Below are 18,149 nucleotides of genomic sequence, written 5' to 3'. Positions count from 1 at the left end.
CTTCGGACGACACCAGAAAAGCATTTGTAATTGAATTTGACTGGCGGCGATGACTGAACTGATTGGCTGTCCGAAGAAAAACACCCTGACCGCCGACAAGGGCACCGGTAGCGGCGACGCGGTCAATATTGCCCTCAACCGCGGCATGCTCGACAAATCCACCTACCAGCTGGAGCTGCAGCATGACGTGGCCGCCGGCAAGAAAAGCATGAGCTATCAGGTCGTCGATGATGGCGAAGTCGATACCTACGACTTCCGCGTGCTGGGTTCGGAAAAAGTCGAAACCAAGGCTGGCCAGATCGATGCGATCAAGGTCGAGGTCGAGCGCGTGCGCGACCCAACACAAAGCAAGCGCATCACCGTGCTGTGGTTCGCCAAGGATTGGGATTACCTGCTGGTTCGCCTGCAACAGGTCGAGACCGATGGCAGGGAGTACAACATCATGCTCCTGGACGGCGCGGTGAACGGCAACTCGGTTAAGGGCAGTTGAACGAAGCCCCGCGAATGCGGTAATGCTGTTCACTTTACGTTGGAGGGCTCCAGGTGGATATTTGGATTAGGTGTATATCCATTCCTGCGGTAACGGCCACCTATGGTTTTGCTCTTACAGCGAGTCACTTGGAAAAGCCTGCGCAGAACCTCCACTCGGCCTCTCGATATAGGGCAAGAAAATCAAAAAGCCAAAGCCAAAGCGAGGCGGCCTGACAGCCGACCTGATTGCAGGTCTGTGCGCGATCCAATTGTAGGAGCGCGCCTGCTCCAGGCGGCGTTCCGACGATGGACTTCCAGACAACGCAGTCATCCAGACAGGGCGCTTTATCGTTGGCGACCATCGCGAGCAAGCTCGCTCCTACAGGGAAACGTGTTCACTAGAAACAGGTCGGCTGTCAGGCCGCCTCGCTTTGCTTTTGATCGTGGCGCCCCGTTAAACCACGATGGCCGAACGCAGGCATTGCGTAGTGGGTAAACCGGCAGGACGCCGGTTTAGCCGCGCTGGGCCATGGATGGCCCATCGCGGCGACCCACGGAGCAATGCCGGAGAGAGGGCATGCCGAGCCTAGAGGCACCGAGTGGTGGGGCAAGAGCCTTTTGGTTCCTTTTTGGCGTTTGAAAAAGGGACTCGCCGTAAGGGCGAAACCATAAGTGGCCGTTACCGCAGCAATGGATATCCCCCCAATCCAGTTTTTAACAACCCCATGCTTAAGTGAACAGCATTGCGCAAATGCTTTTTTTTGAAGATCAAAAGATCGCAGCCTGCCCCAGCTCCTACAGGAGGAATGCGGAACGCACGCGCGGTGTAATGCTCTATACCTTCAAGGTCTTTCTTGATCGAATGACTTTTCCTGCTGCCTGCGAGGTTTCCCATGACTGTCACCGTCAACACCGTTTCTGCTGAAGGCTTGCGCCATACCGTCCAGATCGATGACCACGAACTCTTTGCCGATGCCCCGCCATCGGCAGGCGGAGAAGGTTCGGCGCCGGAGCCGCACGATTACTTCGATGCCGCGCTGGGCGCCTGCAAGGCCCTGACCTTGAAGATGTACGCGAAGAAAAAGGACATTCCGCTGACCGGCGTTGGCGTGGAGGTCAAACGTGACAACAGTGAAGAACAGAAAGGTAAATATGCCCTGCATGTGAAACTGACCCTCAAGGGCGTGCTCACCGACGCCCAGCGTGAAGAGCTGCACCGGGTGGCCGACCGCTGCCCGGTGCACAAGCTGATGACCACCAGCGAAGTCAGCATCGAGACCCATCTGTCCGAAGGTGCCTTCAGCCAGTAGCGGCAAGGGCAACGCAAGCGGGTTATGCTCGACGGCATCACCCGCTCAGCCTGGAACGCACCATGAACACTCCGCTCGTGATCCGCCCCCGCGCCGAAGATGTCGAAGGCCAGCCGATTCTCCGCCCGCTGCCATCGGCCAAGTGTCGCAGCGTCGGGCCATTCGTGTTTTTCGACCACATGTTGGAGACCCGTTATCCGCCCGGCAAAGGCATGAACATCCGCCAGCATCCGCACATTGGCCTCTCCACTTTGACCTACCTGTTCCAGGGGCAGATTCAGCACAAGGATAGCCTGGGCTCCGATCAGGTAGTGAATGCCGGTGATGTCAGCTGGATGACCGCCGGCAGCGCCATTGCTCACGTCGAACGTACCCCTGAGGCGCTTCAAAGCAGCGGCTTCACGATGCATGGCCTGCAGATTTGGCTGGCATCACCCAAAGAACATGAACAGGGTCCCGGCCATTACAGCCACCATCGCGCATCCACGCTTCCGGTCAGCGACAACCTCGGTGTGAAAATCCGCCTGATTGCCGGCTCAGGCTTTTGCCTGGAATCGCCAGTACCGGTGCTTTCACCTACGTTGTACGCTGAGCTGCACCTGCAAACAGCGACGACAATGCTGATTCCCACCGAGCACGAAGAACGCGCGCTATATGTATTGAGTGGTGAGGTGCAACTGGATGGCGAGCCAATAGAACCGCACTCGCTGGTGGTGCTGCCTGCCGGAGTAGAAATGACCCTGTTCGCTGAAAGCGACAGTCATGTCGTTCTGTTCGGCGGTGCACCGCTGGACGGGCCACGACGGATCAACTGGAATTTTGTCGCAAGCGATCCGGCAGCCATCGACGAGGCGCGCCGTCGCTGGGCGGCCGGGGATTGGCCGACAGTTCCGGGGGAGGTGGAGCGGATCGAATTGCCTTAGGATAAAAAGCAAAAGATCGCAGCCTTCGGCCACTCCTACAGGAATCACGTCATTCTGTAGGAGCTGCCGAAGGCTGCGATCTTTTGACCTCAAAGCTAATCAGCCCTTGAACACTTCATCCAGCAAGTTATGCATTGAGGTAAACGCTCGAGCGGCGATTTTAGCGTCGTACATCATCATCCCCGCAACGTTGGCATGCGGATCGGTGAACGAGTGGAAGGCACCGCCATAACTCAGCAACTGCCAATCCACACCCGCCGCATTCATCTCATCTTCAAAGGCTGGCAACTGCTCCTTCGGCACCAATGGATCGGAAGCACCGTGCAGCACCAGCACTTTACCCTTGATGTTGTTCGCATCAGCCGGATTCGGCGTATCGAGAGTGCCGTGGAACGACACAGCCGCCTTGACCGGAGCACCGGTACGCGCCAACTCCAAAGCACAGCAACCGCCGAAGCAGAACCCGAAAGTCGCCAGTTTCGACGTATCAACGGCCGCTTCACCCTGGCTTTGCAGCTGTTCGAACGCCACCTGCATGCGTTTGCGCAGCAACGGACGGTCATCTTTCAACGGCATCATCGCCGCGGCCGCTTCATCGTTGTTGGTCGGACGAACCGATTGACCGTAGAGGTCCGCGATCAGCACCACGTAGCCCTTGGCCGCCACCGACCTGGCAATCTCTTCAGCGCCGGCGCTGACGCCCATCCAGTTCGGCGCCATCAACAGACCCGGAGTCGGACCTTTTTGGTCGGCATCGAAAGCCAGACGGCTTTCGTACTCCCGCCCATCAATCTGATAGGCAACGGAACGTACAGTGATTTGGCTCATTTATGACTCCTGATTGTTGAACACCAGAATAAAAAAAACCCGCCGAAGCGGGTTTTTCTGCAACACAGTTAAGCTGATAGTTCGACCAGCAGCTTGTTCAGACGGCGCACGTAGGCCGCCGGGTCTTTCAAGCTGTCGCCGGCAGCCAGAGCGGCCTGATCGAAGAGGATGTGCGACAGATCGCCGAAGCGCTCGTCGCTCTGCTCGTTGTCGAGCTTCTCGATCAGCGGGTGAGTCGGGTTGAATTCGAAGATCGGCTTCGAATCCGGAACCTTCTGACCGCTGGCTTCGAGGATCTGACGCATTTGCAGACCCAGGTCCTGTTCACCGATGGCCAGAATTGCCGGGGAGTCGGTCAGACGATGGGAAACCCGCACTTCAGCAACGGATTCGCCCAAGGCGGTTTTCAGACGCTCGACCAGACCTTCTTTGGCCTTGGCGACTTCTTGCGCAGCCTTCTTGTCCTCTTCCGAGTCCAGGTTGCCCAGGTCCAGGTCACCGCGCGCCACGTCGACAAAGCTCTTGCCGTCGAAATCGCTGAGGTAGCTCATCAGCCACTCGTCGATGCGATCGGTCAGCAGCAGCACTTCGATGCCTTTCTTGCGGAAGACTTCCAGGTGCGGACTGTTTTTGACTTGCGCGTAGGTTTCGCCGGTCAGGTAGTAAATCTTGTCCTGACCTTCCTTGGCGCGTGCCAGATAGTCAGCCAGGCCGACAACCTGCTCGCCATCATCGCCGTTGGTCGAGGCGAAACGCAGCAGACCGGCGATTTTCTCTTTGTTGGCGAAGTCTTCTGCCGGGCCTTCTTTCATGACCTGGCCGAAGTTTTTCCAGAAGCCTTTGTATTGCTCGGGCTCGTTCTTCGCCAGCTTTTCCAGCATGTCCAGAACGCGCTTGGTCAGCGCCGACTTCATGGAGTCGATGATCGGGTCTTTCTGCAGGATTTCCCGGGACACGTTCAACGACAGATCGTTGGAGTCGACCACGCCCTTGATGAAGCGCAGGTACAACGGCAGGAAGGACTCAGCCTGATCCATGACGAACACACGCTGCACGTACAGCTTCAGGCCTTTCGGCGCTTCACGCTGGTACAGATCGAACGGGGCACGGGCCGGCACGTACAGCAGCGAACTGTATTCGAGCTTGCCTTCGACCTTGTTGTGGCTCCAGCTCAGCGGGTTTTCGAAGTCGTGAGCGATGTGCTTGTAGAACTCCTGGTATTCCTCGTCCTTGACCTCGGTACGCGGACGGGTCCACAGAGCGCTGGCGCGGTTGACGGTTTCCCATTCAACGGCAGGCTTCTCTTCGCCTTCAGCAGCTGCCACTTCTTTCGGCAACTCGATTGGCAACGCGATGTGGTCGGAGTACTTCTTGATGATGTTGCGCAGGCGCCAGCCATCGGCGAACTCGTCTTCGCCGGATTTCAGGTGCAGGACGATGCGCGTGCCACGGTCGGCCTTTTCGACGGTAGCGACTTCAAAGTCGCCTTCGCCTTTGGACGACCAGTGCACACCTTCGCTGGCAGCAGCGCCGGCGCGACGGCTGTACACGTCGACCTTGTCGGCAACGATGAAAGCGGAATAGAAGCCGACACCAAACTGACCGATCAGGTGTGAATCTTTCTTCTGGTCGCCGCTCAGGTGCTTCATGAAATCGGCGGTGCCGGACTTGGCGATGGTACCCAGATGGGTGATCGCGTCTTCGCGGCTCATGCCGATACCGTTGTCTTCGAGGGTGACGGTTTTAGCGTCCTTGTCGAAGCTCACACGGATTTTCAGTTCGGCGCCACCTTCCAGCAGCTCTGGTTTGGCCAGGGCTTCGAAACGTAATTTATCGACAGCGTCAGAGGCGTTCGAGATCAATTCGCGAAGGAAAATTTCCTTGTTGGAATACAGCGAATGGATCATGAGGTGCAACAGTTGCTTCACCTCGGTCTGGAAGCCCAGGGTTTCCTTTTGAGTTTCCACACTCATGGTCATCAAACTCCAATCAGATGGCATAAACCGCGACCCGAATGATCGACGGCGGGTTGTCCTCAGAGTTTGGGGCACCGATCAGGATTTCAAGGGCTCCTCGAGTTTGAAATGGGCGCGGGCGGTGGCAATGGGTTCGGCTTCGGTGCTTTGCCAGGCGGTAATCGCCACATTGGCGACTCTGCGGCCCTGGCGACATACCTGGCAACGGGCCCAGGTATCGCGAAATTGCCCGGCCCGAAGGTAGTCCAGGGAGAAGTCGATGATCTTCGGCACACCGGGCGATCCGGTCGCGACCAGCAGATGCAACGCGGCGGACAACTCCATGAAACCGGCGATTACTCCGCCATGAATGGCCGGCAATAAAGGATTACCAATATTGTCTTTGTTGGCCGGCAGACGAAAAAGCAGTTCATCCCCCACCCGTGAGCATTCGACGCCGATCAGCGTGGCGTACGGAATCAGCTGCAACAGCGAACTGTAGTCCCCCTGCTCATGGGCCGCTTGCAGTTGCGCCTGAAAGCTAATGGTCATTTCACTCCTCCGGCGATGGCGCCACCGAAGCCTTTGGTGCCTTTAATGCCCTTGCCCATGCGCATGAATGTGCCGACCACATGGGCGATGGGATGCTCCGGGTCGTCCTGATAAGCGAAGCCGCGGGCAAAGATCACATCGGTGGTCACCCGGTAGCACTGGGCAAAACCGTAGACATTTTTATGAGGCTCGGCGGCGTGCATGTAATCAATGCGCAGGTCGAGCGTCGGGCAGACTTCGAATTCTGGCAGTACGCAGAGCGTAGACATGCCGCAAGCCGTGTCCATCAACGAGGTCAAGGCGCCGCCATGAATGACGCCGGTTTCAGGATTGCCGACGATTTGCGGGCTGTATGGCAGCACAACGGTGAGGCCTTCGTGGCTGGCGCTGTGAACTCGCAATCCAAGTACCTGACAATGCCGCAACGCCGATAGGAATCGCCTGGCGCGCTCAAAAACGGGGTTTTCAGCCATTTGATAAAGACTCTTGTTAGTGTTGGCCCAGTGCAGTGAAAGTCCCGGTAAAAGTTCCGCGTTAGAACAAACTTATATATCTGCACAAATTGTGGAACTTAACCCGAACGCCTGCGCTCTTAAAGCCAGTAGATATTTTCCATAAGGAGAAACACCCCATGCGTAAGACTTTAGCTATTGCCTTGATGTTGACCGCTTCCCTCGGTCTCGCTGCCTGCGATAAAAAATCCGAGGACAAAGCTCAAGATGCCGCCAAACATGCTGAGCAGGCTCAGCAAGACATGAACAAAGCTCAGGATAAAGTGAACGACGCTGCGAAAGAAAACGCCGAAGCTGCCAAAGCTCAGGCTGAATCGAACGAAGCAGCGGCTAAAGAGGCCGCCCCTAAAAACTAAAACAGTTTTTAGCGCGACAAAAGAAAACCCGCCAAGTGCGGGTTTTCTTTTGTCCGGAGTTTTTTGTTGCATCGTTAGCGCTAGAGCAAAATCGTTCGAAAAGTCGGACTAATCATCAGTAACAACGAACAGACCAATCCCACCAGCCAAACAAGACTGCGCTGCCAAGCCAGATCTTTCCAGTAACACGCCAGGTAGATCACTCGCGAAATCACGAAGATGATCGCCAGCAAATCGATGAGCCATCCTGCCGTTTGAGTGGTATGCGCCATCAACACACCCACGGCGAATAACAAGAAAGCTTCGAAACTGTTCTGGTGGGCCGCCACCGCGCGCGCACCCAACCCCGTGAGTTGCGCCTGCTGTTGGCGTGGCTGGTGATTGTTGTAACCACCCTGCTCTTTCATCGCCTTGCTCACGGGCATACGCGCCACGAAGATCAGCAACGCCGAGATAAACACGCACCAGAACGGAATACTCATCAAGCCGCCTCTTTACTCACATCGGGCAAGGGTGCCTCTGTAGGGGTATAGACCATCACGTCGAGAACGTCAGAGTGAAACTCGCGGCGATACAACACGAACACCACACCGGCGCTCATCAACATGAACAACCAGGGGCTGACAAACCAGGCCAGCATCGTCATGCCGAAGTAGTAGGAGCGCAGCCCGAAGTTGAACTGGTTGGCGGCCATCGAAATAACCCGCGCCGCCCGGGAGGCGAAGGCTTTGCGTTCCTGTTCGGAAACATGACGCTCACCGACCATCGGCGCCGAACCGACCAGAATCGCCGCGAAGTTGTACTGGCGCATGCACCAGCTGAAGGTGAAGAACGCATAGACAAACACCAGCGCCAGGCACAGCAACTTGATCTCCGACATGCCTTGGGACGCCTGTTGCACCATTGGAATATCCGCCAGCAATGACACTGCACGCTCGGAAGCGCCGAGCACCGTGAGAATGCCCGCCAGGATGATCAACGTGCTGGAAGCAAAAAATGACGCGTTGCGCTCAAGGTTACCGATCACGCTGGCATCAGCAATGCGGTTGTCTCGCAGCAGCATGCGACGCATCCAGTCTTCGCGGTACAGGTGCAGGACGCTGGCCAGACACGCCGTGTCGCGGCCCTTCCACGTCGCATAGCGGGTGTAACCGCCCCAGCAGATGACAAACCAGATAGCGGCAAGAATGTGGATCAGGTTGGCTTGGATAAACGACATGCAGGTCCTTGTGATGTGTTAACGGCGTACATAAAGCCTGTAGGAGCGAGCTTGCTCGCGATGGTCGCAAACCATGGCACGTGATTTCTGGATAAACGCGTTACTCTCGGGTTCTTCGCGAGCAAGCTCGCCCCTACAATCGATTCGGCAATGCTTCGACGTTAGCGCAACGCAAAAGACACCGCATCCCTCACAAAAAAAATGCCCCGTATCAATCGATACGGGGCATTTCTGTATTGGCTTGTCAGGCCGGCTAGCGGCCGGCCTTTGAGGCTTAAGCCAACGCTTCGGCGCGCTTGCCCAACAGACGATCACAGACCACGGCGACCACCAGCGTCATCACCGATGGCACCAGCCATGCCAGACCTTGCTCGCTCAGCGGCAAATGGGTCAGTTGAGTCGGCATCCAGTCAGCCAGACCGGCCCCCTTCAGGGCATCGATCAAGCCGAAGATGAACGACACCAGCATCACTGGGCCAAGGATGCGACTCTGCTCATGCCAGAAGTCCTTGCAGAAGCTCAACGCCACCAGAACGATGCACGGTGGATAGATCGCGGTGAGCACCGGGATCGAGAACGCAATCAGTTTGGTCAGGCCCAGGTTGGACACCAGCAGCGAGAATGCCGCGAGGATGATCACCAGTGTCTTGTAGGACAGCGGCAACACACGGCTGAAATACTCGGCACAGGCGCAGGTCAGGCCGACCGCTGTCACCAGGCACGCCAAAGAGATCAGCACGGCAAGGAAGCCGCTGCCCAACGAACCAAAGGTATGTTGCACGTAAGCATGCAATACCACTGCGCCATTGGTAGCGCCAGCGGCCACTTCGTGGCTGCCCGAACCCAGGCGGAACAGACTGACATACACCAGTGCCAACCCGACACCGGCGATCAGGCCGGCGATGATCGCATAACGGGTGATCAGTGCTGGCGACTCGACGCCACGGGAGCGGATGGCGTTGACAATGACAATGCCGAACACCAGTGCGCCCAAGGTATCCATGGTCAGATAACCATTGATGAACCCTTGGGAGAACGGTGCCGCAACGTACTCAGGCGTGGCTTGACCAATATCACCCGCCGGCAAGGCGAATGCAGCAATGCCCAGAACGGCGAGCGCGATGATCTTCAGCGGGGCGAGGAAACGGCCTACAGTGTCCAGCAGGCGGCCCGGATAGAGCGAGATGAAGAACACCAACAGAAAGTACACCGAACTGTAGAGGAACAGCGCCAACGGGCTCTCGCCGGTCAAAGGCGCCAGCCCCACTTCGAACGATACGGTCGCAGTGCGCGGTGTCGCGAACAGCGGACCCACAGCGAGGTAGCAGGCGGCTGCCAACAGGCCACCGGCGACTTTACCGATCGGGCTGCTCAGCGCATCCATGGCACCACCGACCTTGGCCAGCGCCACAACGGTGATCACTGGCAGACCGACTGCCGTGACCAGGAAACCCAGCGCCGCCATCCAGACATGAGGTCCGGACTGCAAACCGACGATAGGCGGGAAGATGATGTTGCCGGCCCCGACGAACAGGGCAAACGTCATAAAACCAAGTGCCAGGATGTCCTGGCCTTTCAACACTTTCATTAAGGAAATACCACACTACTGAATCGGAATTTAGAGAGGGATTTCCCTATGGGTGAGGGAAATGCTGTCGGTCCGTATGGGACCAACCCTTTTAGCGCGTTGCCGCCTTGTGGGCTGCGGACGCAAAAATGGCGCGTAGCCTAACGAATTTGACCGATAAACGCACTGTTACGGGGCGAACATTCCGATCTGCGACACTTCGATGTCGCGTTTATGCATTAAAAGATCAAAAGATCGCTGCCTGCGGTAGCTCCTACGGGAAATGCGATCCAATGTAGGAGCTGCCACAGGCTGCGATCTTTTGATCTTCAAAAACGACAAAGGCCACCCGAAGGTGGCCTTTGTTTGGTGAAGCGTCAGCTAAGCGCGAGGCTTACTTGACAGCCCAACCGGTCAGCTCGGACAAAGCCTTGCCGATGTCTGCCAGCGAACGCACGGTTTTAACGCCTGCGTCTTCCAGGGCAGCAAACTTCTCGTCTGCAGTGCCTTTGCCGCCAGAGATGATTGCGCCAGCATGGCCCATGCGCTTGCCCGGAGGAGCAGTCACACCAGCGATGTAGGAAACAACCGGCTTGGTCACGTGTGCCTTGATGTAGGCAGCCGCTTCTTCTTCAGCCGAACCGCCGATCTCGCCGATCATCACGATCGCTTCGGTCTTCGGGTCTTCCTGGAACAGCTTCAGGATGTCGATGAAGTTCGAACCCGGGATCGGGTCACCACCGATGCCGACGCAAGTCGACTGACCGAAACCGGCGTCAGTAGTCTGCTTCACAGCTTCGTAGGTCAGGGTGCCGGAACGGGAAACGATACCGACCTTGCCTGGCAAGTGAATGTGACCTGGCATGATGCCGATCTTGCATTCGCCTGGGGTGATCACGCCTGGGCAGTTAGGGCCGATCAGGACTACGCCCAGCTCGTCGCACTTAACTTTAGCGTCCAGCATGTCCAGGGTAGGAATGCCTTCGGTGATGCAGACGATCAGCTTGATGCCGCCGAAAGCAGCTTCCAGGATCGAATCTTTGCAGAAAGGAGCCGGAACGTAGATCACGCTGGCGGTAGCGCCAGTGGCAGCTACTGCGTCTTTAACGGTGTTGAACACTGGCAGACCCAGGTGCTCGGTGCCGCCTTTGCCTGGAGTTACGCCACCAACCATCTTGGTGCCGTATTCGATGGCTTGCTGGGTGTGGAAACTACCTTGCGAACCGGTAATACCCTGGCAGATAACTTTGGTGTCTTTATTGATCAGGACGCTCATTATTTGCCCTCCGCAGCTTTAACAACTTGTTGAGCAGCGTCGGTCAGGCTGGTAGCAGCGATGATGTTCAAACCGCTTTCTGCCAGTACTTTAGCGCCCAGCTCAGCGTTGTTGCCTTCAAGGCGAACAACAACCGGGATTTTCACGCCGACTTCTTTCACGGCGCCGATGATGCCTTCGGCAATCATGTCGCAACGAACGATGCCGCCGAAGATGTTGACCAGTACTGCAGCGACGTTAGTGTCGGACAGAATGATCTTGAACGCTTCGGTAACGCGCTCTTTGGTAGCACCGCCGCCCACGTCGAGGAAGTTGGCTGGCTTGCCGCCATGCAGGTTGACGATGTCCATGGTACCCATGGCCAGGCCAGCACCGTTGACCATGCAACCGATGTTGCCTTCCAGTGCTACGTAGTTCAGTTCGAACTTGGCAGCGTGCGCTTCGCGCGGATCGTCTTGCGACGGATCGTGGAAAGTTTTCAGCTTAGGCTGACGGTACATGGCGTTGGCGTCGATGTTGATCTTGGCGTCGAGGCAATGCAGATCGCCATCAGCCTTGATCACCAGCGGGTTCACTTCCAGCAGAGCCAGGTCGTGATCCTTGAACAGTTTGGCCAGACCTACGAAGATCTTGGCGAACTGAGCAACTTGCTTGCCTTCCAGGCCCAGCTGGAATGCCAGCTCGCGACCCTGGAATGGCTGAGCGCCAACCAGTGGATCGATAGTGGCTTTCAGAATTTTTTCTGGAGTGTCGTGAGCGATTTTCTCGATGTCCACGCCACCTTCGGTGGAAGCCATGAACACGATACGACGGCTCGAACGGTCAACGACAGCGCCCAGGTACAGCTCTTTAGCGATATCAGTGCACGATTCAACCAGGATCTTGGTGACTGGCTGACCATTGGCGTCAGTCTGGTAAGTCACCAGACGCTTGCCCAGCCACTGCTGTGCGAAGGCTTTGGCGTCTTCTTTGCTGCGAACCAGCTTTACGCCGCCCGCTTTACCGCGACCACCGGCGTGGACCTGGGCTTTGACAACCCACTCGCTGCCGCCGATTTTGTCGCAAGCTTCTGCTGCTGCTTCCGGGGTGTCTACTGCGTAACCGGTGGAAACTGGCAGGCCGTATTCAGCGAACAGCTGCTTACCCTGATACTCGTGAAGATTCATGCTTATTACCGTCTTCGTTAGGTACTGCGCATTCGGTGCTGCACTCATTCAAGTGCCGCACCACCTGTGACTGCTGCTTGCGTAGCCTTTCCGGACAACCGGTGCAGCTACGCAAGACTGCGTCCAGCGGATATTCCGCGGTGAGTCTTGCATGCAAGGCTCACGACGGGCCATTCCGCCGTGGTTTCTTATTGTCTTAACGCTTCTTGCGGTTGGCGATGTGGATGGCGCCGCCATTCACTGCCAAAGCAGCTTCGTGCAAGGCTTCAGACAGGGTCGGATGGGAGAAAACCATCATGCCCAGGTCTTCAGCGCTGGTGCCGAATTCCATACCGATCGCGCCCTGCTGAACCAGTTCGGCAGCGCTTGGGCCAATCACGTGGACGCCCAGTACGCGGTCTGTCTTGGCATCTGCGATGACCTTGACGAAACCACCGGTATCGTTGGCAGCCATGGCACGGCCGGAGGCTGCGAACGGGAAGGTGCCGACGTTAACTTCAACGCCTTCAGCTTTCAAGGCCTGCTCGGTTTTACCGACCCACGCGATTTCCGGGTGAGTATAAATAACCGAAGGGATCAGATCATAGTTCATCTGAGCCTTGTGACCCTTGATGCGCTCGACAACCATGATGCCTTCTTCCGACGCCTTGTGCGCCAGCATCATGCCGCGAACCACGTCGCCGATGGCGTAAACGCCCGGCACGGTGGTAGCGCAGTGATCGTCGACGTGCACGAAACCGCGCTCGTCCAGGGTCACGCCGCAGTCGGCAGCCAGCAGATCAGTGGTCACCGGGCGGCGACCAACGGCTACGATCAGCTTGTCGAAAGTGATGTTCTGTTCGCCTTTGGCATCGGTGTAGTTCACCACGACTTCGTCGCCGTTCACTTTCGAACCGGTCACGCGAGCGCCCAGCTTGATGTCCAGACCCTGTTTGGTCAGGGTTTTCAGCGCTTCCTTGGAAACAGCGGCATCGGCTGCCATCAGGAAGGTGTCCAGGGCTTCCAGGACAGTGACTTCTGCACCCAGACGCGACCAGACCGAACCCAGCTCCAGACCGATCACGCCAGCGCCGATCACGCCCAGACGCTTAGGCACGGATTGGAATTCCAGGGCGCCGGTCGAATCGACGATCACATTCTGGTCAACCGGTGCTGGCGGAATGTCGATCGGACGCGAACCTGGAGCCAGGATGACGTTTTCGGCCTCGATGATTTCTACCGAGCCATCAGGCTTGGTGACTTCAACTTTTTTGCCGGCCAGCAGCTTGCCGTGACCCTGGATGGAGGTCACACCGTTGGCTTTGAACAGGGTCGCAACGCCGGAGGTCAGGCCTTTGACGATGTTGGCCTTGCGGCCCACCATTGCTGGCACGTCCATGGTCACGCCAGCGTGGTTGATACCGTGGATCGCGAAACCGTCCTGGGCTTCGTGGAATTTCCACGAGCTGTCCAGCAGGGCTTTGGATGGAATGCAGCCGACGTTCAGGCAAGTACCGCCCAGAGCCAGTTTACCTTCCTTGTCGGTGTACTTCTCGATGCAGGCCGTCGAAAGACCAAGCTGAGCGGCCTTGATGGCAGCCACGTAACCGCCAGGGCCCGCGCCGATCACTACTACGTCAAATTTCTGCGACATTCAAAAAATCCTCTTTAGCGAAAAGCTTCAAGCCGCAAGCTGCAAGCCAGGCAGCGGGTTTTCCGACAGCCTGGACTTGCAGCTCATGGCTGCTTCTATCAGATATCCAGCAACAGACGAGCCGGATCTTCCAGCAGGTTCTTGATGGTCACCAGGAAGGTCACAGCTTCTTTGCCATCGATCAGACGGTGATCGTAGGACAGTGCCAGGTACATCATCGGACGGATAACGACCTGGCCGTTGATGGCCATTGGACGCTGGATGATGTTGTGCATGCCCAGGATGGCGGCTTGTGGCGGGTTGACGATCGGGGTCGACATCATCGAACCGAAAGTACCGCCGTTGGTGATGGTGAACGTACCACCGGTCATTTCGTCCATCGACAGTTTGCCGTCGCGGGCTTTCTTGCCGAAGGTGGCGATGCCGCCTTCGATTTCAGCCAGGCTCATCAGTTCGGCGTTACGCAGAACCGGTACAACCAGGCCGCGATCGCTGGAAACTGCAACGCCGACGTCAGCGTAGCCGTGGTAAACGATGTCGCCGCCGTCGATCGAAGCGTTGACAGCCGGGAAGCGTTTCAGCGCTTCGGTGGCCGCTTTCACGAAGAACGACATGAAGCCCAGGCGCACGCCATTGTGGGACTTCTCGAACAGGTCCTTGTACTTCGAACGCAGGGCCATGACTTCGGTCATGTCGACTTCGTTGAAAGTGGTCAGCATCGCCATGTTCGACTGAGCTTCAACCAGACGCTTGGCCACGGTGGCACGAACGCGGGTCATCGGCACGCGCTTCTCGATGCGGTCGCCAGCAGCGAACACCGGAGCAGCAGCGGCAGGTGCAGCCGCCTTGGCAGGCGCGGCAGCCGGAGTGGCTTTCTTGGCAGCAACAGCTGCAACCACGTCTTCCTTGGTCACACGACCGCCTTTGCCAGTGCCGGCAACGGAAGCGATGTTGATGCCATTTTCTTCAGCCAGCTTGCGAGCAGCCGGTGCAGCAACAGGATCGTCTTCGCCTTCGGCAGCTGGAGCAGCAGCCTGTGCAGCAGCCGGAGCCGCGGCAGCAGCTGGAGCGGCAGAAGCGCCGCCCGCTTCGATGGAACCCAGTACCTGGGCAGAAAGAACGGTAGCGCCCTCTTCGGCCACGATGGCGCCCAGGACGCCGTCGGCTTCTGCCAACACTTCCAGCACAACCTTGTCGGTCTCGATGTCTACGATCAGGTCGTCACGCTTTACAGCGTCGCCTGGTTTTTTGTGCCAGGTGGCAACGGTGCCATCGGCAACCGATTCCGGGAAAGTGGGGGCCTTGATTTCGATAGCCATTGTCTGTGAGTCCTTAAATTCGGTTTCAGGTGCGCGAAGGCGTTAAACAGTAAAGGCCGCTTGCAGCAATTGTTCCTGCTGCTCGGCGTGCATCGAGGCGTAACCGCATGCCGGTGCAGCAGAAGCCTCGCGGCCCGCGTACTCAAGTACGAGAGACTTGTCGAGGTTGCTGATGCTTCGACGCATGTGGTGTTGGCTGCAGTACCACGCACCCTGGTTCATCGGCTCTTCCTGACACCAAACGGCAGCTTTGACGTTGGTATAAGGCGCCAGGACTTCTTTCAAGTCGTCCTCAGGGAATGGGTACAGCTGCTCGATACGCACGATGGCGATATCGTCACGGCCTTCGGCACGGCGTTTTTCCAGCAGGTCGTAGTAGACCTTGCCGCTACACAGAACAACGCGCTCGACCTTTTTCGGGTCCAGGGCATCGATTTCCGGGATAACGGTCTGGAACGAACCTTCGGCCAGATCTTCCAGGGTCGAAATGGCCAGCTTGTGACGCAACAACGACTTCGGAGTCAAAACGATCAACGGCTTGCGCAGCGGGCGAATCACCTGACGACGCAGCAAGTGGTAGATCTGTGCCGGCGTAGTCGGTACCGCGACCTGAATGTTGTGCTCGGCGCACAGTTGCAGGTAACGCTCCAGACGAGCCGAGGAGTGCTCTGGCCCCTGACCTTCATAACCGTGCGGCAGCAGCATGGTCAGACCGCACAGACGGCCCCACTTGTGCTCGCCACTGGTGATGAACTGGTCGATAACCACTTGGGCACCGTTGGCGAAGTCGCCGAACTGGGCCTCCCAGATCACCAGCGCATCCGGCGTGGTGGTCGAGTAGCCGTATTCGAACGCCAGCACCGCTTCTTCGGACAGGAACGAGTCGTACAGGTCAAAACGCGGCTGACCGTCGTACAGGTTCTGCAACGGGATGTAGGTGCCCGCGTCTTTCTGGTTGTGCAGCACAGCATGACGGTGCGAGAACGTACCCCGGCCGATGTCCTGGCCGGTCATGCGGATCGGGTGACCTTCGAACGCCAGGGTCGCGTACGCCATGGTTTCGGCGTAACCCCAGTTGATCGGCAGGCCGCCGGCTTGCATCTTCTGACGGTCTTCGTAGATCTTCGCAACCTGGCGCTGAACCACGAAGCCTTCCGGAATTTCCAGCAGCTTGGCGGACAGTTCCTGCAGGGTCTTCAGATCAAAGCGAGTGTCGTGACGCGCGGTCCAGGCGTGGCCCAGATACGGACGCCAGTCCACGAACAACTCTTTGTTCGGCTCTTTGACCAGGCTTTTCACAACGTGCAGACCGTTGTCCAGCGCGCTGCGGTATTCGTCGACTTTCGCCTGAACACGCTCTGCGTCCAGCACACCGCCCTGGGTCAGACGATCGGCATACAGCTCACGGGTGGTGCGCTGTTTGGTGATCTGCTGATACATGATCGGCTGGGTACCGCTAGGTTCGTCGGCCTCGTTGTGGCCGCGACGACGGTAGCAGACCAGGTCGATCACCACGTCACGCTTGAATTGCATGCGGTAGTCGATGGCCAGCTGGGTCACGAACAATACGGCTTCCGGATCATCACCATTCACATGGAGGATCGGCGCCTGGATCATTTTCGCAACGTCGGTCGCGTACTCGGTGGAGCGCGAGTCCAGCGGGTTGCTGATGGTGAAACCGACCTGGTTGTTGATCACGATGTGCACGGTACCGCCGGTCTTGAAACCGCGGGTCTGCGACATCTGGAAGGTTTCCATGACCACGCCCTGACCGGCGAAAGCCGCGTCACCGTGGATGGAGATCGGCAGAACCTTCTCACCGGTTGGATCGTTGCGACGATCCTGACGGGCGCGTACCGAACCCTCGACCACCGGGGAAACGATTTCCAGGTGGGACGGGTTGAACGCCATCGCCAGGTGAACTTCACCGCCGGTGGTCATCACGTTGGACGAGAAGCCCTGGTGGTATTTAACGTCACCCGAACCCAGCTCGACCTTCTTCTTGCCTTCGAACTCGTCGAACAGCTCGCGCGGGTTCTTGCCGAAGGTGTTGACCAGTACGTTCAGACGGCCACGGTGGGCCATGCCGATGACGATTTCCTTGGTGCCGTAGGAACCGGAACGCTGGATCAGCTCGTCGAGCATCGGAATCAGGCTTTCGCCGCCTTCCAGGCCAAAACGCTTGGTACCCGGGTATTTGGTGCCCAGGTATTTTTCCAGGCCTTCACCGGCAGTCACGCGCTCAAGCAGGTGGCTCTTGATGTCGGCGGAGTACGTCGGACGGCCGCGCACGCTTTCCAGACGCTGCTGGAACCACTGGCGCTGCTCGGAATCGGTAATGTGCGTGAATTCAGCGCCGATGGTGCGGCAATATGTCTGCTGCAACGCTTCGTGAATTTCGCGTAGGCTCGCTTCCTCTTTGCCGATGAACAGGTCGCCGGCACGGAAGGTCGTATCAAGATCGGCATTGGTCAAGCCGTAATGATTGATCGACAGGTCTGCAGGTGCAGGACGCTGCCACAGCCCCAGCGGATCAAGCTGGGCTGCCTGGTGGCCACGCATACGGTAGGCCTGGATCAATCGCAGCACTTCAACTTGCTTCTTCTCGTGCTCACTGCTCACGCTGCCGGCGGAAACCGGTTGGGCGCGGCGCTGGTTCTTTGCCAGCAGGACGAAATGATCGCGAATTGTCGAGTGCGAAACATCGGTGGCAGAGTTGCCGTCAGCAGGCAACTTCTGGAAGTAGGTGCGCCACTCTTCTGGCACAGCGTTAGGGTCGTGCAGGTAGAGCTCGTAGAGCTCTTCCACATAGGCAGCGTTACTACCGGATAGGTAGGCGCTGTTCCACATGCGCTGCATCACGCTTTCTTGCATGCTTGGTCACCCTCGGTTAGGGGAACACCACCGGTGTCGACACAGAGCAAGCTTGCAGAAGTCCGAATGCAGCGACCAAAACAAGCCACTAGGATCACACTGATAGTCCGGGTACCAGCCCGGATGCCCCTGCTTGTCTCATTTCTTCAAAATAAGAGCCCAGCCTTTTAAGCTGCTGCTCAGGTTAA

General features: G+C 57.6%; 16 protein-coding genes and 1 pseudogene. 4 read left to right on the top strand and 13 right to left on the bottom strand.

All coding sequences use genetic code 11. The features are described from left to right. Nucleotides 1-100: 100 nt before the first annotated feature. Nucleotides 101-490 (top strand): annotated as a pseudogene (locus QMK58_RS09350) (DUF3108 domain-containing protein); the annotation flags it as partial. A 660-nt stretch (nucleotides 491-1,150) separates the two neighbouring features. On the opposite strand, the gene QMK58_RS09345 reads toward QMK58_RS09350, so the two are convergent. After that, nucleotides 1,151-1,366, bottom strand: coding sequence for a hypothetical protein (locus tag QMK58_RS09345; RefSeq protein WP_156322317.1), 216 nt, complete (start codon nucleotides 1,364-1,366; stop codon nucleotides 1,151-1,153). Between QMK58_RS09345 and QMK58_RS09340 the strand changes: the two genes are divergently transcribed. After that, entirely contained in the window at nucleotides 1,365-1,781 is a 417-nt protein-coding gene (locus QMK58_RS09340; RefSeq protein ID WP_053156847.1) for an OsmC family protein, read from the top strand. The genes QMK58_RS09345 and QMK58_RS09340 overlap by 2 nt on opposite strands. 62 nt (nucleotides 1,782-1,843) lie before the next feature. Then, nucleotides 1,844-2,704, top strand: a complete 861-nt coding sequence (locus tag QMK58_RS09335) for a pirin family protein (protein WP_320396179.1) — start codon at nucleotides 1,844-1,846, stop codon at nucleotides 2,702-2,704. Between the two features lie 99 nt (nucleotides 2,705-2,803). Here QMK58_RS09335 and QMK58_RS09330 read toward each other — a convergent pair whose 3' ends face one another. From QMK58_RS09330 to QMK58_RS09315, 4 genes are all read right to left on the bottom strand, one after another. Next, nucleotides 2,804-3,532, bottom strand: coding sequence for a dienelactone hydrolase family protein (locus QMK58_RS09330; protein ID WP_320396178.1), 729 nt, complete (start codon nucleotides 3,530-3,532; stop codon nucleotides 2,804-2,806). Between the two features lie 68 nt (nucleotides 3,533-3,600). After that, complete coding sequence (gene htpG, locus QMK58_RS09325; protein WP_053157090.1) at nucleotides 3,601-5,505, bottom strand: molecular chaperone HtpG; 1,905 nt, start codon at nucleotides 5,503-5,505, stop codon at nucleotides 3,601-3,603. An 81-nt stretch (nucleotides 5,506-5,586) separates the two neighbouring features. Further along, nucleotides 5,587-6,039, bottom strand: a complete 453-nt coding sequence (locus tag QMK58_RS09320; protein WP_053156839.1) for a PaaI family thioesterase — start codon at nucleotides 6,037-6,039, stop codon at nucleotides 5,587-5,589. Beyond that, the gene (locus QMK58_RS09315) at nucleotides 6,036-6,512 is read right to left on the bottom strand and encodes a PaaI family thioesterase (RefSeq protein ID WP_053156836.1); all 477 of its coding nucleotides are present in this window, start codon (nucleotides 6,510-6,512) and stop codon (nucleotides 6,036-6,038) included. Before QMK58_RS09315 ends, QMK58_RS09320 begins: the two co-directional genes overlap by 4 nt. Before the next feature lie 158 nt (nucleotides 6,513-6,670). On the opposite strand from QMK58_RS09315, the gene QMK58_RS09310 reads away from it, so the two are divergent. Continuing rightward, nucleotides 6,671-6,907 (top strand): hypothetical protein, encoded by a 237-nt coding sequence (locus QMK58_RS09310; protein ID WP_053156833.1) that lies wholly within the window; start codon nucleotides 6,671-6,673, stop codon nucleotides 6,905-6,907. 80 nt (nucleotides 6,908-6,987) lie between these two features. Here QMK58_RS09310 and QMK58_RS09305 read toward each other — a convergent pair whose 3' ends face one another. From QMK58_RS09305 to QMK58_RS09270, 8 genes are all read right to left on the bottom strand, one after another. Continuing rightward, entirely contained in the window at nucleotides 6,988-7,389 is a 402-nt protein-coding gene (locus QMK58_RS09305) for an MAPEG family protein (RefSeq protein WP_053156830.1), read from the bottom strand. Further along, nucleotides 7,389-8,126 carry a DUF599 domain-containing protein gene (locus QMK58_RS09300; RefSeq protein ID WP_053156826.1) on the bottom strand — a complete coding sequence of 246 codons (738 nt, stop codon included), beginning with the start codon at nucleotides 8,124-8,126 and terminating at the stop codon, nucleotides 7,389-7,391. The genes QMK58_RS09305 and QMK58_RS09300 overlap by 1 nt, the downstream gene beginning before the upstream one ends. Nucleotides 8,127-8,400: 274 nt before the next feature. Further along, a complete protein-coding gene (brnQ, locus tag QMK58_RS09295) occupies nucleotides 8,401-9,714 on the bottom strand; it encodes a branched-chain amino acid transport system II carrier protein (protein ID WP_053156823.1) in 1,314 nt (437 codons plus the stop codon). 373 nt (nucleotides 9,715-10,087) lie between these two features. After that, complete coding sequence (sucD, locus tag QMK58_RS09290; RefSeq protein WP_053156820.1) at nucleotides 10,088-10,969, bottom strand: succinate--CoA ligase subunit alpha; 882 nt, start codon at nucleotides 10,967-10,969, stop codon at nucleotides 10,088-10,090. Then, on the bottom strand, nucleotides 10,969-12,135 hold the full coding sequence (gene sucC, locus QMK58_RS09285; RefSeq protein WP_007919879.1) for an ADP-forming succinate--CoA ligase subunit beta: 1,167 nt from the start codon (nucleotides 12,133-12,135) through the stop codon (nucleotides 10,969-10,971). The genes sucD and sucC overlap by 1 nt, the downstream gene beginning before the upstream one ends. A 196-nt stretch (nucleotides 12,136-12,331) precedes the next feature. Next, a complete protein-coding gene (gene lpdA, locus QMK58_RS09280; RefSeq protein WP_053156817.1) occupies nucleotides 12,332-13,768 on the bottom strand; it encodes a dihydrolipoyl dehydrogenase in 1,437 nt (478 codons plus the stop codon). A gap of 98 nt (nucleotides 13,769-13,866) precedes the next feature. Further along, a complete protein-coding gene (gene odhB / locus QMK58_RS09275) occupies nucleotides 13,867-15,087 on the bottom strand; it encodes a 2-oxoglutarate dehydrogenase complex dihydrolipoyllysine-residue succinyltransferase (protein ID WP_320396177.1) in 1,221 nt (406 codons plus the stop codon). A 42-nt stretch (nucleotides 15,088-15,129) separates the two neighbouring features. Further along, on the bottom strand, nucleotides 15,130-17,961 hold the full coding sequence (locus QMK58_RS09270) for a 2-oxoglutarate dehydrogenase E1 component (protein ID WP_053156810.1): 2,832 nt from the start codon (nucleotides 17,959-17,961) through the stop codon (nucleotides 15,130-15,132). Between the last annotated feature and the right edge of the window lie 188 nt (nucleotides 17,962-18,149).

Source organism: Pseudomonas sp. P8_241 (assembly GCF_034008315.1).
GTDB lineage: Bacteria > Pseudomonadota > Gammaproteobacteria > Pseudomonadales > Pseudomonadaceae > Aquipseudomonas.
Note: the sequence above shows the minus strand (reverse complement) of the source record. Positions and strands in the feature narration are given on the sequence as shown.